The following is a 25,104-nucleotide window of genomic DNA, read 5'->3' as shown; positions in this document are numbered from 1 at the left end:
CGCTTGGCGAATAAATTCGCCCCTACAAGGTCAGGACGCCTTGTGGTCGTCCGTCAGCACCACCGGCTTCTTCGCCAGCTTGCCTGCCTGATGGGGCGGGGTGAGGCCCATGGACAGGTAGATGCCGGTCAGCCCTTCCACGCCCATCTCCGCCGGGCGCAGCCATTCCACCGGCACATAGATCAGCCCGCCCCCCACCGGGATGGGCGCGGTGGGGACCAGGATGGCGCAGTATTGCCGGCCGTCCAGCTCGACGGTCGTCGGGTTCGGCTGCAAGGCCAGCACCGCCGCGCCTTCGCCGCCAAAGATGCACCACACCGGGCTCATGGCTGCGATATCGGCATTCTTGCTGCGGTCCAGCAGGCCGACGAAGCGGTCCGCCAGGCTGTACAGGCTGCCGACCAGCGGCGCGCGGCGCAGGGTCGTGTCCAGCAGCCAGGCCAGCGGCCGGCGCAGGCCGAGCTGCACCGCCAGCCCGAGGGGGTAGAGGCAGCCCAGCAGCACCAGGGTGCCGACCAGGTAGGCCAGCGCCGGGTTGCTGGCGAAGGGCTGGCCGAGGGCGCCGAGGAGCTGGCCGATCACCGTCGAAGGCCCCACCAGCCGGTTCAGCAGGCTGACCAGCCAGGCCAGCAGCGCCAGGGTCAGCACCAGTGGCAGCAGGGCCAGCAGGCCGGTCAGCCAGGTGGTGACCACGGAGCGGAAGCTTTGCTTGAACATGGCGGGGCTCCTCGGCGGCGTCGCGTCAGCGGGTCAGCGCCTTCCAGCCGCGCAGGCTGATCAGCGTCTGCGCCTGTTCGCTGCGGGCGGCCAGGCTCTCGGCATCCAGCGGCCGGCCGGCCAGCTCGGCGAACTTGGCCAGTTCACCGTAGGCGCGGTCGATTTCCACCACGTCCAGCGCCTGGCGGGCCAGGCGCAGCCAGACCAGCAGACGCTCCAGGCGCGGCAACTGCTCGCCCAGGTCTTCCGGCTGGCGCTTGTAGAGTTCCGGCTTCAGCGCCTGGCCTTCTTCGGCGAGGAACCGCGGCAGCCAGTTGCCCAGCGCTGCCTGGCCCTGGCGGGTGCCGCGGGCGTTGCGCTCGACGATCCAGGCGCGGGTCAGCAGCCAGCGCGAGGCGCTGAGGGAGAACAGCCCCCAGCGGGTTCCGGCCAGCTCGTCGGCGAACTGTTGCGGCGCGGCATGGCGCGCCGCTTCATCCTGTTCGCCGGCCTGGATGCGCGGGCGCCAGTCCTCGAGCAGGGCGTCCAGGGCTTCGCGCAGGTCGTGGCTGCTGGCGCGCGGCGCGGCCTGGCCAAGGCTGCCGAGCAAGGCGCGCAGTTCCACCAGTTGCTGCAGCCAGTCCACCAGCAGCTTCCAGTGGTTGTTGAAACGGTACTGCTCGGCCAGGCGCTGGCTGGCGCCCAGCAGGTGCCAGGCGAGGGCGGCGAAGGCGTCGTCCAGCGGCATGTCGACGGCCAGCGCCGGGGCCGGCAGGCTCAGGTGGTAGCTGTTGGCGTCGTACAGGCGGTAGCCGCGCTCGGCCTTGCTGATGTCGCAGGGCATCAGCGGCAGGTCGGCGGCCAGTTCGGCGGCCAGCTCCAGCAGGGCCTCGGGCTCACCCTGGCGCAGTTCCAGCTCCAGTTCGCAGATGTCTTCTTCCTGATTGCCGGCGATCACCTTGCCCTGGTCCAGGGCGGCTTCGATCACCACCTTGGCCTTGCCCCGGCCCCAGGCGATTTCCGCCCGGTCGCGATGGAAGTCGGTGGTGAAGATGGGCGCCAACTGGTTCTTGTCCAGCTCGGCCAGGCTGGCCGGCCAGCAATCGTCGGTGAGCTTCTTCGGGTCCAGCTTGGCGCGGGTCAGGTACCAGTCCCATTCGTTGCGCTCGGACAGCCCGGCCACGCTCTGGCCGCGGGTCTTGAGGGTCTGGATGAACTGCTCGCCGTCGCGGCGCAGGCGCAGGGCCACTCGGGCCTTGGCGAGGTCGCGCGCGGGGGTGTCGAAGTACTGGTTGAACAGCTCGCGGCGTTCCCAGCCGGACTTGTTGCGCTTCTTCAGCAGCGGGTGGTCGCGCAAGGCTTCCAGGGTCTCGCGGCTGGCGCGAAGCTTGATTTCGGTCTCTTTGTTCATCGCCGGGGTCTTTCAGGCGCAGCCAGGGGCGGCTGCCAGGGCGGTGAAGTTTACAGGACAGGTCCGCGCCGTGCCGCAGCGGTTTCGCCTCGCGCGGGCTGGGCCTATGATGGTTGCTCATTCGTGGAGGTCCCGATGCCTGTTCCAGACCTGAAATCGCAGTTCGCCGCGCTGATCGCCGCGCCTTCGGTGAGCTGCACCCAGCCCAACTGGGACCAGTCGAACCAGGCGGTGATCGACTTGCTGGCCACCTGGCTCGGCGACCTCGGCTTCCGCTGCGAAGTCCAGCAGGTGGCGCCGGGCAAGGCCAACCTGCTGGCCACCTACGGCAGCGGCCCCGGCGGCCTGGTGCTGGCCGGCCACAGCGACACCGTGCCCTTCGACGCCGCGCTGTGGAAAACCGACCCGCTGGCGCTCAGCGAGGTGGGCGACCGCTGGTACGGCCTGGGCAGCTGCGACATGAAAGGCTTCTTTCCCCTGGCCATCGAGGCTGTGCGCGGCCTGCTGGACCAGCCGTTCCGCCAGCCGCTGATCATCCTCGCCACCTGCGACGAGGAAAGCTCCATGGCCGGCGCGCGCGCCCTGGCCGAGGCCGGCAGGCCGCTGGGGCGCGCGGCGGTGATCGGCGAGCCGACGGGGCTCAAGCCCATCCGTCTGCACAAGGGGGTGATGATGGAGCGCATCGACATCCTCGGGCAGAGCGGCCATTCCTCCGATCCCAGCCTCGGCCACAGCGCCCTGGAAGCCATGCACGCGGTGATGAGCGACCTGCTCGAACTGCGTGGCGAGTGGCAGCAGGAATTCCGCAACTCGCAGTTCAGCGTGCCGCAACCCACGTTGAACTTCGGCTGTATCCACGGCGGCGACAACCCCAACCGCATCTGCGGCCAGTGCAGCCTGGAGTTCGATCTGCGGCCGTTGCCGGGGATGAGCCCCGACACTCTGCGCGCGGTCATCCGCCAGCGCCTGCGACCGGTGGCCGAGCATTATCAGGTGCAGATCGACTTCAAGCCGCTGTTTCCGGCGGTGCCGCCCTTCGAGCAGGCGCCAGGCAGTGATCTGGTGCGCCTGGCCGAGCGTCTCACCGGGCATACCGCGCAGGCGGTGGCCTTCGGTACCGAAGCGCCGTATCTTCAGCAGCTCGGTTGCGAGACGCTGGTGCTCGGCCCCGGCGACATCGCCTGCGCCCACCAGCCGGATGAGCACCTCGAACTGTCACGGATCGAGCCTACCGTTGCGCTATTGCGCCAGCTCATCCAGCATTACTGCCTGCAATCCACCAGCACAGCCTGACCGGGAGGGTTTCCGTTGATGCTCTTGCGACGACGATAACGCGCCGCCCCACTGCTCGCCGGCCGAGCTCCGCATTCGTCAATTCGCCACATTTTCAGGCTCACGGAACCATGCCCGATTACGTCAACTGGCTGCGCCACGCGTCTCCTTACATCAACGCCCACCGGGACTGCACCTTCGTCGTCATGCTGCCCGGCGAGGGCGTCGCCCACCCGAACTTCGGCAATATCGTCCACGACCTTGTGCTGCTGCACAGCCTGGGCGTGCGCCTGGTGCTGGTGCACGGCTCGCGCCCGCAGATCGAGGCGCGCCTGGCCGCCCGTGGGCTGACGCCGCACTTCCATCGCGATTTGCGGATCACCGACGGTCCCACCCTGGAGTGCGTGATCGATGCCGTCGGCCAGTTGCGCATCGCCATCGAGGCACGCCTGTCCATGGATATCGCCGCCTCGCCCATGCAGGGCTCGCGCCTGCGTGTGAGCACCGGCAACTTCGTCACCGCGCGCCCCATCGGCGTCGTCGACGGTATCGATTACCACCACACCGGCGAAGTGCGCCGGGTGGACCGCAAGGGCATCGGCCGGCTGCTGGACGAGCGCACCATCGTGCTGCTCTCGTCGCTCGGCTATTCGCCCACCGGGGAAATCTTCAACCTCGCCTGCGAGGACGTGGCCACCCGCGTGGCCATCGACCTGGGCGCGGACAAGCTGATCCTGTTTGGCAACGAGCGCGGGCTGATCGACGAGTCCGGCAAGCTGGTGCGTGAGCTGCGTCCGCAGCAGGTGCCGGCGCACCTGAGCCGCCTTGGCAACAACTACCAGGCCGAATTGCTGGATGCCGCCGCCCAGGCCTGCCGTGCCGGGGTCAAGCGCAGCCACATGGTCAGCTACGCCGAAGACGGCTCGCTGCTCACCGAACTCTTCACCCGCGACGGCGGCGGCACCCTGGTGGACCAGGAACAGTTCGAGTCCCTGCGCGAGGCCACCATCGACGACGTCGGCGGCCTGATCGACCTGATCACACCGCTGGAGGATCAGGGCATCCTGGTGCGCCGTTCCCGCGAGGTGCTGGAGCGGGAAATCGAGCAGTTCACCATTGTCGAGCGCGACGGCCTGATCATCGCCTGCGCGGCGCTCTATCCCATCGCCGATTCCGACGCCGGCGAGCTCGCCTGCCTGGCGGTGAATCCCGAGTACCGCCATGGCGGCCGTGGCGACGAGCTGCTGGAGCGCATCGAGGCGCGTGCCCGTGCCCAGGGCCTGAAGCACCTCTTCGTCCTCACCACCCGTACGGCCCACTGGTTCCGCGAGCGCGGCTTCCAGCCCAGCGGCGTCGAGCGCCTGCCGGCGGCGCGGGCGTCGCTGTACAACTACCAGCGCAATTCGCAGATATTCGAGAAGGTGCTCTGATTCTCGTCCGGGCACCTCGCCTTCATGTGGCGAGGACTGCTTTCCTGTAGGAGCGAATTCATTCGCGAAGCAGCCCGAAGGGCTGCCTGACCAGGCATCGGGGCCGCGCTGCGGCCCTTCGCGAATGAATTCGCTCCTACAGGATCACGCCGTTGCGAGAGCCATTCCGATCAGTCGCTGATCAGCCCCAGGATGCTGGCCTGGTAAGCGGCGACGAAGCTGTCGAAGTCCACTTCCGGCTCGGTTTCCAGGCGCGTCTGTTCCTCCAGGGATTCACGGGCCATGGCTTCGAAGCGGGCCTGGTCTTCCGCGTTCAGCGGCTGGCTGCGGAAGTACTCGGCATGCTGGCGGCTGTAGCGCAGGGCGAACTGGCTGAAGCTTTCGTTGCGTTCGCGCAGTTCGGCCAGCACCCGGGCCGAAGGGGTCAGTTCCGGGTTGGTGACCTTGGCACGCTGGGCTCCCAGGGCCTCGGCGTGTTCCTGGCCGCCCTGGGCGGCGTCCAGCAGTTCGGCGGTGCGACCGATGCGGTCGAGCAGGTCATCGGCCCATTCGCTCAGGCCGATGGGCTGGCCATGACGCAGCAGCTGCAGGCCGGGACGACGGCCTTCCTTGACCACGCGCTGGAAGTTGTCGGTGGCGCAGCGGCATTCCTCGCCGCTCATCGGCGGGCTGTCCTGCAGCGCGCAGAACAGCAGGAAGGCGTCAAGGAAACGGCTTTCGGCCAGGTCGATCCCCAGCGGCAGGTAGGGGTTGATGTCCAGGCAGCGCACTTCCACGTACTGCACGCCCCGGGCCGTCAGCGCCTGGATCGGGCGCTCGCCGGTGTGGGTGACGCGTTTGGGGCGGATGCTCGAGTAGTACTCGTTCTCGATCTGGATCACGTTGGTGTTCAGTTGCACCCATTTGCCGTCCTTCTTGGTGCCGATCTCGACATAAGGCGGGTAGGGCGTGGACACCGCCTGGCGCAGGCTCGCCAGGTAGCTGTCGAGGCTGTTGTAACAAGGGGTGAGGCCGGCCTGGGCGTTGTTCTGGTAGCCCAGGTCGCTCATCCGCAGGCTGGTGGCATAGGGCAGGTAGAGCGTGTCGGCGCCCAGGCTGTCGAGGTCGTGCGGCCGGTCGCGCAGGAAGCTCTTGTCCAGGGCGGGCGCGGCGCCGAACAGGTACATCAGCAGCCAGCTGTAGCGGCGGAAGTTGCGAATCATCGCGATGTAGCGCGCCGACTGGTAGTCGCGTTCGTTCTGCGGATCGCCTTCAGCCTGCTTGAGCAGCGGCCAGAGCGCCTCGGGCAGGGAATAGTTGTAGTGGATGCCGGCGATGCACTGCATGGTCTTGCCGTAGCGTATGGCCAGGCCCTTGCGGTAGACGTATTTCAGGCGGCCGATGGGCGAGCTGCCGTAGCGCGCGATCGGGATGTCTTCCTCCGCCGGCAGGCGGCAGGGCATCGACGGGCTCCAGAGCAGTTCGTCGCCCAGTTGGCTGACCGTGAAGCGATGGACCTTCTCCAGGTCCGCCAGGGTCTGCGCCGCATCGACCTCGGCGGGCGTGATGAACTCCAGCAAGGACTCGGAGTAGTCCGTGGTGATCTGCCCATGTGTCAGGGCCGAGCCCAGGGCCGGGGAGTGCGGCGTCAGCGCCAGTTGGCCGTTGCCATCCACCCGCAGGCATTCACGTTCGATGCCGTGCAGGCAGCGGGTGAGCAGGGGCAGGTTGGCGCGCTCGCCGAGCAAGGCCAGGCGGCGGGAAAGAAGATCGCTCAATTTGGAATCCTTCACGCGTCAGTCGCCCCAATATGGGGGTGGACCGAGCTGTCTACAAGAGGCGGGTTCGCCGGCGGCCGAAATACTTTTCCGCCGCCGGCCCAGGTTTTCGCTTCGTCCAGAATAGAGCGTCGTCGCACCCCCGCTGTTACAGCTGAGCGAAGGTGCCTTGTCCCTTGGCGACCAGCTTGTCGCCCTGCAGCACATCCGCTTCCACCACCAGGGTGCGCTTGCCGGCGTGCAGCACCCGTGCCTTGCAGATCACTTCGCCCTCCGCCACCGGGCGGATGTAGTTGATCTTGCATTCCAGGGTGGCGCTGCGCCGGTCGAAACCGTGGCTGCTGGAGCAGGCCAGGCCCATGGCGATGTCCAGCAGGGAGAAAATCGCCCCGCCGTGCATCACCTGGCCACGGTTGCGCAAGTGTTCGGCCATCGGCAGGCGGGCCTCGGCGACGCCGTCGCCCAGGCTCACCGCCTCGATGCCGAGGTGCTGGCTGTAAGGGCTGCCGGTCTGCAGCTCGGACAGGTCCATGGTCATTTCTTCTTGATCTGCTTGGCGTTGGCGAACAGCGAAGCCATGCCGCCGGTGGCCGGCGGGGCGCTCTGGTGGCGCGGGGCGCCCTGCTGCTGGCGCGGTTGACCGCCCTGGCGACCACCGCCACGAGGGCCTTCGACTTTCTCGCCGGGGGTGTCGCCCATGCGCATGGACAGGCCCACGCGGTTGCGCGGGATGTCCACTTCCATGACCTTCACGCGGACGATGTCGCCGGCCTTGACCACTTCGTACGGGTCCTTGACGAACTTCTCCGACAGCGCGGAGATGTGCACCAGGCCGTCCTGATGGACGCCGATGTCGACGAAGGCGCCGAAGTTGGTGACGTTGGTGACCACGCCTTCCAGCACCATGCCGGGCGTGAGGTCCTTGAGGCTCTCGACGCCTTCCTGGAACTCGGCGGTCTTGAACTCGGGACGCGGATCGCGGCCGGGTTTGTCCAGTTCCTTGAGGATGTCGGTGACGGTGGGCAGGCCGAAGGTCTCGTCGGTGAACTTGGCCGGGTCGAGGCGCTTGAGGAAGCCCGAGTCGCCAATCAGCGAGCGGATGTCGCGGCCAGTACCTTCGGCGATGCGCTGCACCAGCGGGTAGGTTTCCGGGTGCACGGCGGAGGCGTCCAGCGGGTTGTCGCCGTTCATCACGCGGAGGAAGCCGGCGGCCTGCTCGAAGGTCTTCTCGCCCAGGCGGCTGACCTTCTTCAACTCGTTGCGGGTCTTGAAGGCGCCATTGGCGTCACGGTAGGCGACGATGTTCTGCGCCAGGGTGGCGTTGAGGCCGGAGATGCGCGCCAGCAGGGCGGCGGAGGCGGTGTTCACGTCCACGCCCACGGCGTTCACGCAGTCTTCCACCACGGCGTCCAGGCTGCGTGCCAGCTGCACTTGGGAAACGTCGTGCTGGTACTGGCCGACGCCGATGGATTTCGGGTCGATCTTCACCAGTTCGGCCAGCGGGTCCTGCAGGCGGCGGGCGATGGATACGGCGCCGCGCAGGGACACGTCCAGCTCGGGGAATTCCCGGGCCGCCAGTTCCGAGGCGGAGTACACCGAAGCGCCAGCCTCGCTGACCATGATCTTGGTCATCTTCAACTGCGGGAACTTCTTGATCAGCTCGATGGCCAGCTTGTCCGTCTCGCGGCTGGCGGTGCCGTTGCCGATGGCGATCAGGTCGACGCTGTGCTTGGCGCACAGCCTGGCGAGGATGGCCAGGGTCTCGTCCCACTTGTTGTGCGGCACGTGCGGGTAGACGGTGGCGGTGTCCAGCAGCTTGCCGGTGGCGTCGACCACGGCCACCTTGCAGCCGGTGCGCAGGCCCGGGTCCAGGCCCAGGGTGGCGCGCGGGCCGGCCGGGGCGGCCAGCAGCAGGTCGTGCAGGTTGCGGGCGAAGACGTTGATCGCCTCGGTTTCGGCGGCTTCGCGCAGTTCGCCCAGCAGGTCGGTTTCCAGGTGGGTGTAGAGCTTGACCTTCCAGGTCCAGCGCACCACCTCGGCCAGCCACTTGTCGGCGGCGCGGCCACGGTTCTCCAGGCCGAAACGCTCGCCAATCATCAGCTCGCAGGGGTGCAGGCTGCCCGGCTGCTCGTCGCCGACCTTCAGGGCGATGCTCAGCACGCCTTCGTTGCGGCCGCGGAAGATCGCCAGGGCGCGGTGGGACGGCACGCCCTTGAGGTTCTCGTCATGTTCGAAGTAGTCGCTGAACTTGGCGCCTTCCTGTTCCTTGCCGGCCACCAGGCGGGCGGACAGGGTGGCGTTGTCCTTGAGGAAGGCGCGCAGGGTGGCGAGCAGGGTGGCGTCTTCGGCGAAGCGCTCCATGAGGATGTACTTCGCGCCTTCGAGCACGGCCTTGATGTCGGCGAAGCCCTTTTCGGCGTCGATGAAGCGCTCGGCTTCGCTCTCCGGGGCCAGGGCCGGGTCGTTGAACAGCGCGTCGGCGAGTTCGCCAAGGCCGGCTTCCAGGGCGATCTGGCCCTTGGTGCGGCGCTTCTGCTTGTAGGGCAGGTAGAGGTCTTCGAGGCGGGTCTTGGTGTCGGCGAGCTTGATCTCGCGTTCCAGTTCCGGGGTCAGCTTGCCCTGTTCGGTGATGCTGGAGAGGATCGCGGCGCGGCGGTCCTCCATCTCGCGCAGGTAGCGCAGGCGCTCTTCCAGGGTGCGCAGCTGGGTGTCGTCGAGGCTGCCGGTGACTTCCTTCCGGTAACGGGCGATGAAAGGCACGGTGGAGCCTTCATCCAGCAGTTCCACGGCGGCGGCGACCTGTTGCGGGCGCACGCCCAGTTCTTCAGCGATGCGGTTGTTGATGCTGTCCATTGAAAACACCTGCAGGGGCGGCAGCCCGGGCCGGGCCACGGCGGCTACCGCGGAATAACAGACCGGCGAGCCAGGGCTCGCCGGTAATGAAAGGCGCCGCATTATAAACACCGAGTTTCGAAGGGTAGGGCACCGTTCGGGGAAAAATCTGCTAACAATGGGCGAGCCGCCGCGCGCTGCGCGGCAAGCGATAATGCGCGGCTCGCACACAGGAGAAAACATGAGCAGCAACCCGACCGCTGAAGGCGAAAAGATCCTCATTGTCGACGACGACGCCCGCCTGCGGCGCCTTCTCGAGCGCTTCCTCGACGAGCAGGGCTTCCGCGTGCGCGCCGTGGAGAATGTCGAGCAGATGGATCGCCTGCTGGCTCGCGAGCTCTTCAACTTGGTGGTGCTGGACCTGATGCTGCCTGGTGAGGACGGCCTCTCCGCCTGCCGCCGCCTGCGCGCCTCGAACAACCAGGTGCCGATCATCATGCTCACCGCCAAGGGCGATGAGGCCAGCCGTATCCAGGGCCTGGAGCTGGGCGCCGACGACTACCTGGCCAAGCCCTTCAACCCCCGCGAGCTGCTGGCGCGGATCAAGGCCGTGCTGCGCCGCCAGGCCCCGCAGGTGCCGGGTGCCCCGGCCAGCGAGGACGAGAGCGTTTCCTTCGGCGAATACGAACTGTCGCTGGCCACCCGCGAACTGAAGAAGGGCGACGACGTGCAGATGCTCACCACCGGTGAGTTCGCCGTGCTCAAGGCGCTGGTCCAGCACGCCCGCGAGCCGCTGACCCGCGACAAACTGATGAACCTGGCCCGTGGCCGCGAATGGGACGCCCTGGAGCGCTCCATCGATGTGCAGATTTCCCGTCTGCGCCGGCTGATCGAACCGGACCCCTCCAAGCCGCGCTATATCCAGACCGTCTGGGGCGTTGGCTACGTGTTCGTACCTGATGGCAACAAGTGAACGCGCGGCGGGGGTTCCCGCCGCCGGGCAACCCAGGGTGGTGATTCGCACCCCCTACTGGTTCCCGCAGAGCTTCTTCTCGCGCACCCTCTGGCTGGTGCTCATCGTCGTGCTGTTTTCCAAGGCGCTGACCCTGGTCTACCTGATGATGAACGAGGACGTGCTGGTGGACCGCCAGTACAGCCACGGTGCGGCGCTGACCCTGCGTGCCTACTGGGCGGCGAGCGAGGAAGAACGCCACGACCTGGCCAGGGCCGCCGGTCTCCAGCGGGTCACCCGCGAGGCCGTGCCGGCCAGCGAGCAGCATTGGCCCTATAGCGAGATCTTCGAGCGGCAGATGCAGGCCGAACTCGGTCCGGGCACCGAGGTGCGCTTGCGCGCCCAGAGCCCGCCGGCGCTCTGGGTCCATGCCCCGGAGCTGGGCCCGGACTGGGTGCGCATCCCGCTGTACCCGCACCCCCTGCGCGGGCAGCGCATCTGGAGCGTGCTCGGCTGGTTCCTCGGCATCGGCCTGCTGTCCACCGCCGCCGCGTGGATCTTCGTGCGCCAGCTCAACGCCCCGCTCAAGCGCCTGGTCTTCGCCGCCCGCCAGGTCGGCCAGGGTCGCAGCGTGCGTCTGCCCGTGAGTGACACCCCGAGCGAGATGACCGAGGTGTACCGCGCCTTCAACCAGATGGCCGAGGACGTCGAACGCGGCGCCCGCGAGCGCGAGCTGATGCTGGCCGGGGTCTCCCATGACCTGCGCACGCCGCTCACGCGCCTGCGTCTGTCCCTCGAACTGATGAGCAGCGACTCCGAACTGACCGAAGACATGGTCCGCGACATCGAGGACATGGACGCCATCCTCGACCAGTTCCTCGCCTTCATCCGCGATGGCCGCGACGAGCGGGTGGAAGAACTGGACCTGGGCGAACTGGTGCGCGAGGTGGTGGCGCCCTACAACCAGCAGGACGAACAGGTTCGCCTGTGCCTGGAGCCGCTGCCACCCTTCCCGCTGAGGCGGGTGTCGATCAAGCGTCTGCTGGTGAACCTGATCGAGAATGCGCTGCGGTATGGCGGCAATGGCGTCGAAGTGGTGGCTTTCCTGGCGGGCGACAACGCCGCGCCCTACGTCGTGCTGAGCGTGCTCGACCGTGGCCAGGGGATCGATCCCGCGGAGCTGCAGGACATCTTCAACCCCTTCATCCGCGGCGACCTCGCCCGCGGCGGCAAGGGCACCGGCCTGGGCCTGGCCATCGTCAAACGCATTGCCGCGCAACACGGCGGCAGCGTCGAACTGCGCAACCGCTCCGGCGGTGGCCTGGAGGCCCGTGTCTGCCTGCCGCTGGGTCTAATGCTCCCCCGCGACGCGGTGTAGGTTCCTACGAAAACGGCTTTTGCGCGGCGCGTTTGCGTGCGCAATGGGATCCCGCGTGTGTGCTCCGGGGGCTGAAACCCCTTCGGTCAGCGATTAGGACCTGCCATCGGCGGTGATGCCAGGGGGCCATGTTTTCGACGTACGCTAGCCCGGCGCTGGGCTATCCTCAGCATGCGCACCGACATGAGGCCAGTATGCCAGCAGCTTCGTTCCGACTACCCCAATGGACCTGGTGGTTGCCCTTGCCGCTGCTTCATCTGGCCACCTGGGGTTCCTTCCTGACCCAGGCTTCCAGCGGGCTTGCCGTGTGGTACCTGCCGTTCGCCCTGGGGCTGGTGTTCTGCCTCTGGTGGGGTGCGCGGGTGTTGCCCGCGATCTACGTGAACGCCCTGCTCAGCGTGCACCTGTGGGAGCTCGACTGGTCTTGGGCGCCGCTCTACGCCGGGCCGGAAACCCTCAGCGTCGCCGTGGGCTGGTGGGCGCTCAGGCGCGCCGGCTGCCATGCCGACCTGCGCGACTTCCCCGAACTGCTGCGTTTCATGCTCTACGGCGTGCTGCTGCCTGTCAGCCTGCTGGTGTACGGCGAGCAGGCGGTGCTGACCTTCAGCGGCACTGCCGTGGGGGACAGCTGGGGCAATGCGGCCCTGCTGGTCTGGCCCGGCGCCTGCCTGACTACCCTGGCCGTGAGCCTGCCGCTGCTGACCTACCTGACGCCCCTGTTCAGCCGTCGTGGCTGGGTGCCGGAGCCGGTGGAGGCGCTGCCGGAGACCCTGCACCGCCTGCCGCCCTGGCCGCTGCTGCTGGCCCTGGCGCTGCTGATTCCCTGGTTGCTGACCGTGGTGCCGCTGATCCTCACCCTGCCGCCGATCGGCCTGATGATGCTCGGCCTGGCGCTGGTCTGGGGGTTCCCTGGTGCGCTCTGCGGTGCCGGCCTCACTGCCCTGACGGTGCTCGCCCTGCCGATGCTGCGCCAGATGAGCGGCAGCCCACCGCTGGCCGAGCCACAGTGGGGGGTCGAACTCTATTTCAGCGTGCTGCTGCTGATGATGTCCGCCTTGCTGGTGGGGCGCAGCCTGAGTGACCTGCGCCTGGCCCTGGGCCGCCGCGACGAGATGCAGAAGGAGTTGGCCCTGTCCAACCTGGCGCTGCAGGCCAGCCCCCTGGGCGTGACCATCATCGATGCGCGCCAGCCCGACCAGCCACTGATCTACTGCAATCCGGCCTTCGAGCAGATGAGCGGCTATTCACGGGAGGAGGCCCTGGGCAACCACTGGCGCTTCCTGCTCCACCACGACCGCAACCAGTCCGAACTGCCGCGCCTGCAGGACGCCCTGCAGCGCGGCGAACAGTGCCAGCTGGTGCTGCGCAACTACCGCAAGGACGGCAGCCTGTTCTGGAACGAAATCACCGTGGCGCCCATGCACGATGCCCAGGGCATCAGCCATTTCGTCGCCCTGCAGCACGACGTCAGCAACCGCGAGATGCTCTCCGAGGAACTCGACACCCGGCGTGACGAGCTGCTGCGCCAGACCCACCTGCTGAACCAGACCGAAGCCATCGCCGACATCGGCAGCTGGGTACTGGATATTTCCAGCCTGAAGATGGCCTGGAGCGAGGGCAGCTTCCGCATCTACGAACTGGACCCCGGCGCCGGCGCGCCCAGCTTTGGCCAGATGCTGAGCTTCTTCGACCCGGCCAGCCGAGCCCTGCTGGAAGACACCCTTGAGCAGTGCCTGCGCCGCGCCGAGCCGTTCGACGTGGAACTGCGCATGCAGGGCGCCCGCGGCACCCCGCGCTGGCTGCGGATCAAGGGCCTGGCGGAGCACGACGGCGACGAGGTGATCCGCATCTACGGCGCCATGCTCGACCTGACCAGCCAGAAACGCGCCGAGCGCCTGCAGCACGAGCGCGACAAGCACCTGCACCTGTTCTTCGAGGCGCCGTTGATCGGCATGGCCCTGTGCACCCCCGACCAGCGCTGGGAAGAGGTCAACTACAAGCTCTGCAGCATTCTCGGCCGCTCCCGCGAACAGCTGCGCGGCACCGACTGGATGAGCATGACGGTGGCCGAGGACCGCGCCGCCGAGGAAGCCTTGCTGGACGAGGTGCGCAAGGGCGAGCGCGATGGCTACGAGCTGGACAAGCGCTTCCTGAAAGGTTCCGGCGGCACCGTGCACGCGCGGGTCAACGTGCGCGGCGTGCGCGACCTGGACGGTCAGCTCTACGCCCTGCTGGCGCTGGTGGAGGACATCAGCGCCCGGCGCGAGGCCGAAGCACGCTATCGCACCCTGGTGGAACACGCGCCGGAGGCCATCCTGGTGTTCGATCCGCAGCACGGCATCGTCGAAGCCAACGAGAACGCCGCGCGCCTGTTCGGCCTCTCCCGCGAGCAGTTGCACGGCCACATGCCCACCAGCTTCAGTCCGCCGCTGCAGGCCGACGGCCGCTCGTCGCGGGAGCTGGGCAAGGCCCATACCCGCGCGGCGCTCAAGGGCGACACGCCCACCTTCGACTGGCTGATGCGCGACGTGAACGGCCGCGTGCGCCCCTGTGAAGTGCGTCTGGTACGTCTGCCGGGCGAAGGCCGGCCGCTGATCCGCCTGAGCATTACCGACATATCCGAACGCCAGCGCTACCAGCGGGAGATCGAGCGTCTGGCCTACAGCGACGACCTCACCGGCCTGCCCAATCGCCGCCTGCTGCTCGACCGCCTGCAGCACGCCATGGCCCGCGAACAGCGCGAAGCCCGCTACGGCGCCTTGCTGTTCATCGATCTGGACCATTTCAAGACGGTCAACGACAGCCTCGGCCACCCGGTGGGGGACGCCCTGCTCAAGGAAGTCACCTCGCGCCTGGCCGGCTGCCTGCGCAACGAGGACACCCGGGCGCGTCTCGGCGGCGACGAATTCGTGGTACTGCTGGAGGCTCTGGCCGAGACGCCGGAGCACGCCGCCAAGCTGGCCGCCGAAGTGGGCGACAAGCTGCTGCAGAGCCTGCATGGCAGCTACAGCATCGGCGAGCACGAACTGGTGGTCAGTGCGAGCATCGGTATCGCCCTGCACCCCTTCGTCGAGCAGGTGGCCGCCGACGTGCTCAAGCAGGCCGACACCGCCATGTACCGGGCCAAGCAGTCCGGGCGCAACGCGCTGCATTTCTTCGCCCCGGAGATGCAGGCGGCCATCGACCAGCGCCTGCAACTGCAGAGCGAACTGCGCCAGGCCATCGACCGTGGCCAACTGAGCCTGGAATTCCAGCCGCAGCTGTCCCTCGTCGATGGCCGGGTGCTGGGCGCCGAGGCACTGATGCGCTGGCGCCACCCCCTGCGCGGCGAGGTGCCGCCGGCCCAGTTCATTCCGCTGGCGGAAGAAACCGGCCTGATTCTCGAGCTGTCGGACTGGATGCTGGAGAGCGCTTGCAGTTGCCTGGCCAACTGGCAGGCCGAGTTGCCCTGGCTGGTACTGGCCATCAACGTCAGCCCCCGCGAGCTGCGCAAGCCCGACTTCGTCGAGCGCATCAGCGGCGCGCTGAAGCGCTACGGCGTGCCGGCCGGCCGGCTGGAGCTGGAAATCACCGAAGGCAGCCTGCTGGAGGAAGTGGAGCAGTGCATCTGCGCGATGCAGTCGCTGAAGGCGCTGGGCGTGCGCTTCGCCATCGACGACTTCGGTACCGGCTATTCATCCCTGGCCTACCTCAAGCGCCTGCCCCTCGACCGGCTGAAGATCGACCGCAGCTTCGTCGACGGCCTGGCCAATGACGCCAGCGACCTGGCCCTGGTGGAAACCATCCTCGCCATCGGCCGCAACCTCGGCCTGGAATGCATCGCCGAAGGCATCGAGAGCGAGGAGCAGTTGGCCATGCTGCGCCAGCGTGGCTGCGAACTGGGGCAGGGTTATCACTTCAGCCGACCGCTGGACGAAAAGGGCTTCTGCGCCTGGATGCGCGAGCGCGAAGGGCGGCAGTTGATGGAGCGGAGCCTCTGAGCCCGGCGGCACTGCGGAGAAGTGCCGGGGCTGCTTGTGGGGGCGAATTTGTTCGCGAAGTCGCCCCTTGGCCCGTCCATCAAACGTGCCGGGGTCAGCTGCGCTGACCGATCACGATTGGAATTGCTCCCCCGCAGGGCGCTGGTCGACGTTCCCCGGCCTGCCAGGCCGGTCGTTCGCCAGGGCAACGCATGCGTTGTCTTCTCTGGCTCACCCCTTGCCCTTGGTCCGGGTCGAGTTGGGGCAGGCGTTCTTTTCCAGGTACTGGATGATGATGTTCGCCACATCATGCCCGGTGGTGGTTTCGATGCCTTCGAGGCCAGGGGACGAGTTCACCTCCATCACCAGCGGCCCGTGGTTGGAGCGCAGGATGTCCACCCCCGCCACCGACAGGCCCATCACCTTGGCGGCGCGGATGGCGGTGGAGCGTTCCTCCGGGGTGATCTTGATCAGGCTGGCCGAGCCGCCGCGGTGCAGGTTGGAGCGGAATTCTCCGGGCTTGGCCTGACGCTTCATTGCCGCGATCACCTTGTCGCCCACCACGAAGCAGCGGATGTCGGCGCCGCCGGCTTCGCGGATGTACTCCTGCACCATGATGTTCTGCTTCAGCCCCATGAAGGCCTCGATCACCGATTCGGCGGCCTTTTCGGTTTCGCAGAGCACCACGCCTATGCCCTGGGTGCCTTCCAGCACCTTGATCACCAGCGGGGCACCGTCGACCATGCGGATCAGGTCGGGAATGTCGTCGGGGGAGTGGGCGAATCCGGTGACCGGCAGGCCGATCCCCTTGCGCGACAACAATTGCAGCGAGCGCAGTTTGTCCCGCGAGCGGGTGATGGCCACCGATTCGTTGAGCGGGAACACCCCCATCATCTCGAACTGGCGCAGCACGGCGCAGCCGTAGAAGGTCACCGAGGCGCCGATGCGCGGGATCACCGCGTCGAAGCCCTCCAGCGGCTGGCCGCGGTAGTGGATCTGCGGCTTGTGGCTGGCGATGTTCATATAGGCGCGCAGGGTGTCTATCACCACCATCTCATGGCCGCGGTGCTGGCCGGCCTCGACGAGGCGACGAGTCGAATACAGGCGCGGATTGCGCGATAACACGGCGATTTTCATTGGTCACCCGGAAGGGAGAGAGTCGGTTTTTCCTGGACGTAGGTGAGGGCCGGGTTGACCACCAGTTGCGCCTGCACCAGAGCCTTGGAGCCCAGCAATACGCGGTAACGCATGGTCTTGCGGCAGGCCAGGGTGAACTCGATCGGCCAGACCCGATCACCCAGCGCGAGCAGGGTGCGGATGACGTAGCGAGTCTGTGCCTGGCCGTTGGAGCTTCTAATCGTCTTTACCGAGACGACCTGCGCCTCGCACCGGTGGCGCCGCTGCACCAGGGTGCCGAGGTGCGCGGTGAACCGCACCCAGCGCTCGCCGTGCTTTTCGAAGGGCACGATATCGCTGGCATGCAGGGTGGAGGTGCTGGCCCCCGTGTCGATCTTCGCGCGCAGGCCGACCATGCCGAGTTCCGGCAGGGCGATCCACTCGCGGAGTCCGATCACGGAGAGGTGGTCGAAAGTCTTCAATGCAGGCTTTCCGGTAAAGTTGGCGCATTCTAGTGGGCCGATGTGACAACTGCATCAGGCCCTGGCTGAGCTTAGACCGGGCCGGCGAAGTACGGTCCCCCCGGACGGGATGGAAACGACTCATGCGTGAAAAAGACGATAAGGACGACGGCAAGGTGCGCCTCGACAAGTGGCTGTGGGCCGCGCGCTTCTACAAGACCCGCGCCCTGGCCAAGGAAGCCATCGAGGGCGGCAAGGTCCATCACCGGGGCGAGCGCTGCAAGCCCTCGAAGGAGCCGAAGGTGGGCGACGAATACGTGATCCGCGCCGGCTTCGACGAGCGCACGGTGATCGTCCGTGCGCTGTCGGCGGTGCGGCGCGGCGCTCCTGAAGCGCAGGCGCTCTACGAGGAGACCGCCGAAAGCCTGGCCCGGCGCGAGGAAGCCGCCGCCCTGCGCAAGGCCGGCGCCCTGGGTATCCAGACCGATGGCCGGCCGACCAAGAAGCAGCGCCGGCAGATTCATTTCCTGCGCGGCGGTCAGGAGTAGGGCCGCCGTGGACCTGGCGATCGATAGAAAGCACCCGCGCCGGCGATAGACAACCGGCCCTTGGTCAGGCAACGGATTTGCGCATAAAATCGCCAGCCTTTCGGCCAAACTGGCCCAAATGCAGCGAGTCCGGCATGCCTGATTTCACCCAACGCTTCCTGTTCGACGACACCGATGTGCGCGGCGAACTGACTTCCCTTGGCGAGAGCTACGCCCACGTCCTGGCCAAGCATCCCTACCCCGAGCCGGTCGCCCAGTTGCTCGGCGAAATGCTCGCCGCCGCGTCCCTGCTGGTCGGCACCTTGAAGTTCGATGGCCTGCTGGTGCTGCAGGCGCGTTCCTCGGGTGCGGTTCCGCTGCTGATGGTGGAATGCTCCAGCGACCGCGAAGTGCGCGGCATCGCCCGCTACCACGCCAGCCAGGTCACGCCCGGTGCCGGTCTGGGTGAACTGATGCCCGAAGGCTCGCTGACCCTGACCGTGGACCCGAAGCAGGGCCAGCGCTACCAGGGCATCGTCGCCCTCGAAGGCGCGACCCTGGCCGAATGCCTCTCCAGCTATTTCGACAATTCCCAGCAGCTGCCCACCCGTTTCTGGCTCAACGCCGACGGCCGCAACGCCCGAGGCATGCTGCTCCAGGCCCTACCCGCCGACCGCCTGAAGGACCCCGAGGCCCGCGAGGCCAGCTGGCAGCACCTGACCACCCTGGCCGACACCCTGACCGCCGAGGAGTTGCTCGGCCTGGACAACGAAACCGTGCTGCACCGGCTCTATCATGAAGAAGCGGTGCGCCTGTTCGATCCGCAGGCCATCCATTTCCGCTGCAGCTGTTCGCGCCAGCGTTCGGCCAATGCATTGGTCAGCCTGGGCAAGGACGACGCCGAAGCGCTGCTGCAGGAAAGCGGCGGCACGGTGGTGATCGATTGCCAGTTCTGCAATCAGCGCTACAGCTTCGATGCGGCGGATATCGCCCAGCTCTTCGCGGGTGGCGGCAGCGCCGCACCGTCCGAAACGCGCCACTGAATAGATGTAGTGTGCCCGCGAGGTCGCTGCGTGACCGGGGTGCGATTATCGGTCATGAATATGCCCGACTGACAGGAGGTTTCTACCCAAAGCGGGCTTTTCTGGCATAATCGCGCGCACTTTTTTCGCTGTAGGGGGCTCGAGTGCCCACTACAAATCGTTTGGAGGACTCGGCTTTATCGCCGACGGGGAACCACATGACGCAAGCCAATAACGCCGTGTACACCGATATCAGCGCCGCGCAACTGGTCGAAGAGGCCATTCGCCGTGGCGAGGGTGAACTGGCCGCCAACGGTTCGTTGGTCGTCCAGACCGGCCACCGCACCGGTCGTTCTCCGGCAGATCGTTTCATCGTTCAAGAGCCGAGCACCGAAGCCAAGATCGCCTGGGGCAACATCAACCGCCCCTTCCCGGCGGACAAGTTCGATGCACTGTGGGCTCGCGTTGAAGCTTATGTGACCGAACGCGAGCGTTTCGTTTCCCATGTGCACGTCGGTGCCGATCCCGAGCACTACCTGGCCGTCAAGATGACCACCGAGACCGCCTGGCACAACCTGTTCGGCCGTTGCCTGTTCATCAACCCGGAACAGTACAACCCGCAGTCCCGCCAGGAGTGGCAGATCATCAACGCCCCCGGCTTCGTCTGCGAACCGGAGCGTGACGGCACCAACTCCGATGGCTGCGTGATCCTCAACTTCGCCGCCAGGAAAGTCCTGATCGCCGGCATGCGCTACGCCGGTGAAATGAAGAAGGCCATGTTCTCCGTGCAGAACTTCCTGCTGCCGGAAAAAGACGTGCTGCCGATGCACTGCGCCGCCAACGTCGGCGAAGAAGGCGATACCACCCTGTTCTTCGGCCTGTCCGGCACCGGCAAGACCACCCTGTCGGCCGACCCGAGCCGTTACCTGATCGGTGACGACGAGCATGGCTGGGGCGTGGGCACCGTGTTCAACGTGGAAGGCGGCTGCTACGCCAAGTGCATCGACCTGTCCGAGAAGAACGAGCCGGTGATCTGGAAAGCCATCCAGTTTGGCGCCGTGCTGGAAAACGTGGTGCTGAACCCGGAAACCCGCCAGCCCGACTACAGCGACGACAGCCTGACCCAGAACACCCGTGCCGCCTACCCGCTGCACCTGGTGGAGAAGCGCGTCGAGGCCAACCGCGCCGGCGAGCCGAACGCCGTGATCTTCCTGACCTGCGACCTGACCGGTGTGCTGCCGCCCGTTTCCATCCTGAACAATGAGCAGGCTGCCTACCACTTCCTGTCCGGCTACACCGCGCTGGTGGGCTCCACCGAGATGGGCTCCGGCGGCGGCATCAAGTCCACCTTCTCCACCTGCTTCGGCGCGCCTTTCTTCCCGCGTCCGGCCGGTGAATACGCCGAGCTGCTGATCAAGCGTATCCAGGGCTTCGGCTCCAAGGTGTACCTGGTCAACACCGGCTGGACCGGTGGCGGCTACGGTGTCGGCAAGCGCTTCAACATCCCGACCACCCGTGGCGTGATCGCCGCCATCCAGAGCGGTGCCCTGATCGGTGCCGAGACCGAGCACCTGGACACCATCAACCTGGACGTGCCGAAGGCCGTTCCGGGCGTCGACACCAACCTGCTCAACCCGCGCAACACCTGGGCTGACAAGGCTGCCTACGATGAAGCTGCCAAGGCCCTGGCCCAGCAGTTCGTCGAGAACTTCAAGAAGTTCGACGTCTCCGACGCCATCAGGAACGCCGGTCCGCAGCTCTGAGCCGCACCGCGTCCTGATTGAAGAAGCCGCCTCCGGGCGGCTTTTTCATTGGGGATGCGTAGCGGCAAAACCCATCGATCCGAGGTGATGGGTTTCGCTCCGCTCTAGCGGAACGCCGCCCGCACCATCCTACGTGCTGCGGGTTTGCGAAGAGTCGTACCCCGTTTCAGGACCCGGCGTAGTTCGCCCCGGTCCATGCTCAAGGCCCCGTCAATGGAGTGAGCTCGATGCCCCAGAACAGCCTCGCCCAGGTCTTCGGTTACCCGGCGTTCCGTCCCGGCCAGGAGGCCACCATTTCCGCCGTACTGGCCGGCCGTTCGGCCGCCGCCATCTTCCCCACCGGTTCCGGCAAGTCGCTGTGCTACCAGTTGCCCGCGCTGCACCTGCCGCACCTGACCCTGGTGGTATCGCCCTTGCTGGCCCTGATGCAGGACCAGTTGGCCTTCCTGCAGCGCCATGGCATCGCTGCCGCCAGCATCGATTCGGCGCAGAGCCGCGAAGCCGCCGCCGAGGTCATGGCCAGGGCCCGTTCCGGCGAGCTGAAGATCCTGATGATTTCGGTGGAGCGCCTGAAGAACGAGCGTTTCCGCGGCTTCATCCAGCAGGTGCTGATTTCCCTGCTGGTGGTGGACGAGGCCCACTGCATCTCCGAATGGGGCCACAACTTCCGCCCCGACTACCTCAAGCTGCCCGAGTACCAGCGCCAGTTCGGCATCCCCCAGGTGCTGCTGCTCACCGCCACCGCGACGCCGACCGTGATCGCCGACATGCAGCGCAAGTTCGCTATCGCCGATGTCGATGTCATCACCACGGGTTTCTATCGCCCCAACCTCAACCTGCTGGTGGAGCCGGTGTCTGGCGCGCGCAAGCTGGACCGACTGGCGAGCTGGCTGGGCGCCCGCATCGGCCAGCCGGCCATCGTCTACGTGACCCTGCAGAAGACCGCCGAAGAGGTGGCCGCACGCCTCGGCGAGCGCGGCATCTTAGCCAGCGCTTACCACGCCGGCATGGCCCATGAGGCGCGCGAGGTGCTGCAGCGCCGTTTCATGGCCGGAGAGGTGAACGTGATGGTCGCCACCATCGCCTTCGGTATGGGTATCGACAAGGCCAATATCCGCAACGTGGTGCACTATGACCTGCCCAAGTCGGTGGAAAACTACAGTCAGGAGATTGGCCGCGCCGGGCGCGACGGCCAGCCGTCCGACTGCCTGGTGCTGGCCAATCGCGACAGCCTCAACGTGCTGGAGAACTTCGTCTACGGCGATACGCCGGAACTGGCTGGCATCCGCCAGGTGCTGGCGGAGCTCAAGGCAGCGGGGCAGGGCGGGGATCGCTGGGAACTGATGCTCGGCGCGCTCTCCGACCAGAGCAACATCCGTCAGTTGCCGCTCAAGACCCTGCTGGTGCAACTGGAGTTGCGCGGCATCATCGCGCCGCTGTTCGCCTATTTCGCCGAATACCGTTTCAAGTACCTGATCGAGCCCGAGGACCTGGTGACCCGCTTCGACGGCGAACGCCGCCAATTCGTCGAGGCGCTGGTGCAGACCTCCGCACGCGCGCGCACCTGGTGCACGGTGGACTTCGACCGGCTCTACCTTGAGCACCGCGCCGAGCGTAGCCGTGTGGTGAAGGCGTTGGACTACTTCCAGGAGCGCGGCTGGATCGAGCTGGAAAGCAAGCAGATGACCGAGGTCTATGGCCTGCTGGAGCCGGGCTTCGATCCGCAGACCCTGGCCACCGAACTGCACGACTATTTCCGCCGGCAGGAAGCCAGCGAGATCGCCCGCATCCAGGCGATGCTGGCCTTGTTCGCCAGCGAGTCCTGCCTCAGTGCTCGGCTGGCCAAATATTTCGGCGACCGCGCGGTGCCGGAGCGTTGCGGCCACTGTTCAGTCTGCCAGGGGCAGGTGGCGCACCTGCCGGCGCCACCGCCGCTGCCGCCCCTGGCGGAGCGGGACTTCGACGCGCTGTGCGGTGCCTTCATCCAGCGCTACGCCGAGCTCAGGGGCGACCCGCCGGGCACCGAGTGCCTGACCCGCCTGCTCTGCGGCATCGGCGCGCCGCTCTTCACCCGGCTCAAGGCGCGTAGCCTGCCGGGGTTCGCCGCGCTGGAGGCCTATCCCTACGCCGAGGTACGTGATTGGGTGAGCCGGTGCCTGGCCTGAGATCGGCGGCGCGATTCGGATTTTCCGATGGGTTGCATCGTTAATCAGTGTTGGTAGCCGATGCGGCGACCGCTTAGGATGGCGCCACTTTTCGAACCCGCCATTCCAGGAGCACGCCATGCACATCGATGAGGCCATCCGCAGCCGCCGCGCCGTCAAGGGCTACGACACCAGCCATCGCCTGAGCCATGAAGAAAAGGACGAACTGCTGCAGTTGGCCCTGCATGCGCCGACCGCCTTCAACCTGCAGCACGTGCGTCTGGTGGAAGTCAGCGATCCGGCCCTGCGCCAGCGCATCCGTGATGTGGCCTGGGACCAGGCCCAGGTGACCGAGGCGTCGATGCTGGTGATCGTCTGCGCCCGCCTCGACGCCTGGGAGCAGGACGCCGCCCGCGTCTGGGCCGAGGCCCCGCAGCCGGTGCAGGCGTTCATGGCCGGCGCCATCGATGGCTACTACCGCGACAAGCCCCAGGTGCAGCGCGACGAAGTGATGCGCAGCTGTGGCCTGGTGGCCCAGACCCTGATGCTCGCCGCCCGTGGCAAGGGCCTCGACAGCTGCCCCATGGATGGCTTCGACTTCGCCGCCGTGGCCGACCTGATCCGCCTGCCGGAGCACCACGCCATCGGCCTGATGGTGGCCGTCGGCAAACAGGCCGTGGCGCCCAAGCCGCGCATCGGCAAGCTGGCGTTCGACGAAGCGGTGATCCGCGACCGCTTCTGACTCCGCGACTTTCCGTGCTTCGTAGGATGGGTAGAGCGAAGCGAAACCCATCACCGCCAAGCGATGGGTTTCGCAGGCTCTACCCATCCTACGGGCTGAAACGCCGCCGTAGCCCAAGCCGCGCATCGGCAAGCTGGCCTTCGACGAAGCGGTGATCCGCGACCGCTTCTGGCCCTTCGACTTTCCATGCTTCGTAGGATGGGTAGAGCGAAGCGAAACCCATCACCGCCAAGCGATGGGTGTCGCAGGCTCTACCCATCCTACGGGTTGAAACGCCGCCGCAGCCCAAGCCGCGCATCGGCAAGCTGGCCTTCGACGAGGCGGTGATCCGCGACCGGTTCTGACTCCGCGACTTTCCGTGCTTCGTAGGATGGGTAGAGCGAAGCGAAACCCATCACCGCCAAGCGATGGGTTTCGCAGGCTCTACCCATCCTACGGGCTGAAACGCCACCGCAGCCCAAGCCGCGCATCGGCAAGCTGGCCTTCGACGAAGCGGTGATCCGCGACCGTTTCTGACCCCGCGACTTTCCGTACTTCGTAGGATGGGTAGAGCGAAGCGAAACCCATCACCGCCAAGCGATGGGTTTCGCAGGCTCTACCCATCCGACGGGCCGAAACGCCGCCGCAGCCTCCAGGTCGCGGCGGCGTTTTCATATCCGGCCGATGGCCATCAGCCGCTCCACCAGCCACTGCAGCGCCGCGTCCTCCTCGCGCCGGGCCACGCTCACCAGGTCCAGGTGGAAGGGACCGAGGGCGAAGGGCAGCGGCTGCACCCGCAGGGGCAGCAGGCTGGCGAAGTGATGGGCCAGGCGGGTCGGCAGCACCACGGTGAGGTCGGTGCCGGCGACTATGTGCGCGGCCTGCAGATAGTTGGGCGTGGTGTAGGCGATTTCCCGCGCCAGCCCATGCTCCCCCAGCCACTGATCGACCATGCCTTTGCTCTGGCCACCGTGCACCCAGAGGTGGCGCAGCCTGAGAAAGCCGGACAGGTCGGGCGCTTCCTGCAGTTGCGGATGATCGTGGCGAGCCACCAGGCGTAGCGTTTCGCTCATCCAGCGGCGGCTGGCGAAGCGCGTGGGGATGCTTTCGAAGCGGCCCAGTACCAGGTCCAGTTCGCCCTGGTCCAGCGCATCGGCGGGCAACCGGGGGGAGAGGTGGCGGATGGCGATCTTCACGCCCGGCGCCTCGTCGGCGAGTTGCCGCAGCAGGCGCGGCATGCAGATCAGCTCGACGTAGTCGGTGAGCGCGATGGTGAAGCACTGGCGGCTATGCGCCGGATCGAAGCCTTCGCCGACCACCAGGCTCTGTTCGATCTGCCGGAGCGCGGCGCGGATCGGCGTTTCCAGGGCCAGGGCGCGCGGTGTCGGCTGCATGGAGCGGCCGACGCGCACCAGCAACGGGTCGCCGAGCAGCTCGCGCAGGCGGTTCAGCGCGTTGCTCACTGCCGGCTGGCTGAGGGCCAGGCGTTCCGCCGCGCGGGAAACGTTGCGCTCGCGCAGCAGGGCGTCCAGCACGCGAAGGAGATTGAGGTCGAAGTTGGAGGTATTCACCAGGGGAATTCGATCCATCACAAGACTAAATTTCAAAAATACTAATGGCTTCCTTAAGGTGATTGGCGATTTTGTCCCCATCACAACAACAA

General features: G+C 66.8%; 18 protein-coding genes. 10 read left to right on the top strand and 8 right to left on the bottom strand.

Going from position 1 to position 25,104, the window contains the following annotated elements; translation table 11 throughout:
- Positions 1-30: 30 nt before the first annotated feature.
- Positions 31-717, bottom strand: a complete 687-nt coding sequence (locus PJW05_RS25460) for a DUF502 domain-containing protein (protein WP_271409702.1) — start codon at positions 715-717, stop codon at positions 31-33.
- Between the two features lie 25 nt (positions 718-742).
- Complete coding sequence (locus PJW05_RS25455; RefSeq protein ID WP_271409701.1) at positions 743-2,107, bottom strand: CYTH domain-containing protein; 1,365 nt, start codon at positions 2,105-2,107, stop codon at positions 743-745.
- Positions 2,108-2,242: 135 nt separating this feature from the next.
- Between PJW05_RS25455 and argE the strand changes: the two genes are divergently transcribed.
- Together argE and argA are read left to right on the top strand one after the other, a co-directional pair.
- Entirely contained in the window at positions 2,243-3,400 is a 1,158-nt protein-coding gene (gene argE, locus PJW05_RS25450; protein WP_271409700.1) for an acetylornithine deacetylase, read from the top strand.
- 110 nt (positions 3,401-3,510) lie between these two features.
- On the top strand, positions 3,511-4,809 hold the full coding sequence (gene argA, locus PJW05_RS25445; RefSeq protein WP_271409699.1) for an amino-acid N-acetyltransferase: 1,299 nt from the start codon (positions 3,511-3,513) through the stop codon (positions 4,807-4,809).
- Positions 4,810-4,979: 170 nt separating this feature from the next.
- Here argA and gshA read toward each other — a convergent pair whose 3' ends face one another.
- From gshA to PJW05_RS25430, 3 genes are all read right to left on the bottom strand, one after another.
- Positions 4,980-6,566, bottom strand: coding sequence for a glutamate--cysteine ligase (gene gshA, locus PJW05_RS25440; protein WP_271409698.1), 1,587 nt, complete (start codon positions 6,564-6,566; stop codon positions 4,980-4,982).
- A gap of 148 nt (positions 6,567-6,714) precedes the next feature.
- Positions 6,715-7,098 (bottom strand): PaaI family thioesterase, encoded by a 384-nt coding sequence (locus tag PJW05_RS25435; RefSeq protein ID WP_271409697.1) that lies wholly within the window; start codon positions 7,096-7,098, stop codon positions 6,715-6,717.
- 2 nt (positions 7,099-7,100) lie between these two features.
- Complete coding sequence (locus tag PJW05_RS25430) at positions 7,101-9,419, bottom strand: Tex family protein (protein ID WP_271409696.1); 2,319 nt, start codon at positions 9,417-9,419, stop codon at positions 7,101-7,103.
- Positions 9,420-9,639: 220 nt separating this feature from the next.
- On the opposite strand from PJW05_RS25430, the gene ompR reads away from it, so the two are divergent.
- From ompR to PJW05_RS25415, 3 genes are all read left to right on the top strand, one after another.
- Positions 9,640-10,371, top strand: a complete 732-nt coding sequence (gene ompR / locus PJW05_RS25425) for an osmolarity response regulator transcription factor OmpR (RefSeq protein ID WP_271409695.1) — start codon at positions 9,640-9,642, stop codon at positions 10,369-10,371.
- Positions 10,372-10,414: 43 nt separating this feature from the next.
- Positions 10,415-11,728, top strand: a complete 1,314-nt coding sequence (locus PJW05_RS25420; protein WP_271412302.1) for an ATP-binding protein — start codon at positions 10,415-10,417, stop codon at positions 11,726-11,728.
- Positions 11,729-11,922: 194 nt separating this feature from the next.
- Positions 11,923-15,708: a bifunctional diguanylate cyclase/phosphodiesterase gene (locus PJW05_RS25415; RefSeq protein WP_271409694.1), complete on the top strand. Its 3,786-nt coding sequence runs from the start codon at positions 11,923-11,925 to the stop codon at positions 15,706-15,708.
- Between the two features lie 210 nt (positions 15,709-15,918).
- Here the strand turns inward: PJW05_RS25415 and rimK are convergent, their stop codons facing one another.
- Both rimK and rimB read right to left on the bottom strand, forming a co-directional pair.
- Positions 15,919-16,824, bottom strand: coding sequence for a 30S ribosomal protein S6--L-glutamate ligase (gene rimK / locus PJW05_RS25410; protein ID WP_271409693.1), 906 nt, complete (start codon positions 16,822-16,824; stop codon positions 15,919-15,921).
- Positions 16,821-17,285 (bottom strand): retropepsin-like aspartic endopeptidase RimB, encoded by a 465-nt coding sequence (gene rimB, locus PJW05_RS25405; protein ID WP_442969197.1) that lies wholly within the window; start codon positions 17,283-17,285, stop codon positions 16,821-16,823. Before rimB ends, rimK begins: the two co-directional genes overlap by 4 nt.
- Positions 17,286-17,407: 122 nt before the next feature.
- Here rimB and PJW05_RS25400 point away from each other — a divergent pair, with 122 nt between their 5' ends.
- The 5 genes from PJW05_RS25400 to PJW05_RS25380 all read left to right on the top strand — a co-directional run bounded on the left by PJW05_RS25400 (position 17,408) and on the right by PJW05_RS25380 (position 23,462).
- A complete protein-coding gene (locus tag PJW05_RS25400; RefSeq protein WP_271409692.1) occupies positions 17,408-17,812 on the top strand; it encodes an RNA-binding S4 domain-containing protein in 405 nt (134 codons plus the stop codon).
- A gap of 134 nt (positions 17,813-17,946) precedes the next feature.
- Positions 17,947-18,834: an Hsp33 family molecular chaperone HslO gene (gene hslO, locus PJW05_RS25395; RefSeq protein ID WP_271409691.1), complete on the top strand. Its 888-nt coding sequence runs from the start codon at positions 17,947-17,949 to the stop codon at positions 18,832-18,834.
- 197 nt (positions 18,835-19,031) lie between these two features.
- On the top strand, positions 19,032-20,576 hold the full coding sequence (locus PJW05_RS25390) for a phosphoenolpyruvate carboxykinase (protein WP_271409690.1): 1,545 nt from the start codon (positions 19,032-19,034) through the stop codon (positions 20,574-20,576).
- Between the two features lie 227 nt (positions 20,577-20,803).
- Positions 20,804-22,741, top strand: coding sequence for a RecQ family ATP-dependent DNA helicase (locus PJW05_RS25385; RefSeq protein ID WP_271409689.1), 1,938 nt, complete (start codon positions 20,804-20,806; stop codon positions 22,739-22,741).
- Between the two features lie 118 nt (positions 22,742-22,859).
- Entirely contained in the window at positions 22,860-23,462 is a 603-nt protein-coding gene (locus PJW05_RS25380; RefSeq protein WP_271409688.1) for a nitroreductase family protein, read from the top strand.
- A gap of 650 nt (positions 23,463-24,112) precedes the next feature.
- Here PJW05_RS25380 and PJW05_RS25375 read toward each other — a convergent pair.
- Positions 24,113-25,012: a LysR family transcriptional regulator gene (locus PJW05_RS25375; RefSeq protein WP_271409687.1), complete on the bottom strand. Its 900-nt coding sequence runs from the start codon at positions 25,010-25,012 to the stop codon at positions 24,113-24,115.
- Positions 25,013-25,104: the final 92 nt, after the last annotated feature.

Source organism: Pseudomonas sp. Q1-7, from assembly GCF_028010285.1.
Taxonomy (GTDB): domain Bacteria; phylum Pseudomonadota; class Gammaproteobacteria; order Pseudomonadales; family Pseudomonadaceae; genus Metapseudomonas.
Note: the sequence above shows the minus strand (reverse complement) of the source record. Positions and strands in the feature narration are given on the sequence as shown.

What these genes read in the sequence shown, in the direction of transcription:
- PJW05_RS25460 (WP_271409702.1), bottom strand. Translation starts at nt 717, where the DNA reads ATGTTCAAGCAAAGCTTCCGCTCCGTGGTCACCACCTGGCTGACCGGC.
- PJW05_RS25455 (WP_271409701.1), bottom strand. Translation starts at nt 2,107, where the DNA reads ATGAACAAAGAGACCGAAATCAAGCTTCGCGCCAGCCGCGAGACCCTG.
- argE (WP_271409700.1), top strand. Translation starts at nt 2,243, where the DNA reads ATGCCTGTTCCAGACCTGAAATCGCAGTTCGCCGCGCTGATCGCCGCG.
- argA (WP_271409699.1), top strand. Translation starts at nt 3,511, where the DNA reads ATGCCCGATTACGTCAACTGGCTGCGCCACGCGTCTCCTTACATCAAC.
- PJW05_RS25435 (WP_271409697.1), bottom strand. Translation starts at nt 7,098, where the DNA reads ATGGACCTGTCCGAGCTGCAGACCGGCAGCCCTTACAGCCAGCACCTC.
- PJW05_RS25430 (WP_271409696.1), bottom strand. Translation starts at nt 9,419, where the DNA reads ATGGACAGCATCAACAACCGCATCGCTGAAGAACTGGGCGTGCGCCCG.
- ompR (WP_271409695.1), top strand. Translation starts at nt 9,640, where the DNA reads ATGAGCAGCAACCCGACCGCTGAAGGCGAAAAGATCCTCATTGTCGAC.
- PJW05_RS25415 (WP_271409694.1), top strand. Translation starts at nt 11,923, where the DNA reads ATGCCAGCAGCTTCGTTCCGACTACCCCAATGGACCTGGTGGTTGCCC.
- rimK (WP_271409693.1), bottom strand. Translation starts at nt 16,824, where the DNA reads ATGAAAATCGCCGTGTTATCGCGCAATCCGCGCCTGTATTCGACTCGT.
- PJW05_RS25400 (WP_271409692.1), top strand. Translation starts at nt 17,408, where the DNA reads ATGCGTGAAAAAGACGATAAGGACGACGGCAAGGTGCGCCTCGACAAG.
- hslO (WP_271409691.1), top strand. Translation starts at nt 17,947, where the DNA reads ATGCCTGATTTCACCCAACGCTTCCTGTTCGACGACACCGATGTGCGC.
- PJW05_RS25390 (WP_271409690.1), top strand. Translation starts at nt 19,032, where the DNA reads ATGACGCAAGCCAATAACGCCGTGTACACCGATATCAGCGCCGCGCAA.
- PJW05_RS25385 (WP_271409689.1), top strand. Translation starts at nt 20,804, where the DNA reads ATGCCCCAGAACAGCCTCGCCCAGGTCTTCGGTTACCCGGCGTTCCGT.
- PJW05_RS25380 (WP_271409688.1), top strand. Translation starts at nt 22,860, where the DNA reads ATGCACATCGATGAGGCCATCCGCAGCCGCCGCGCCGTCAAGGGCTAC.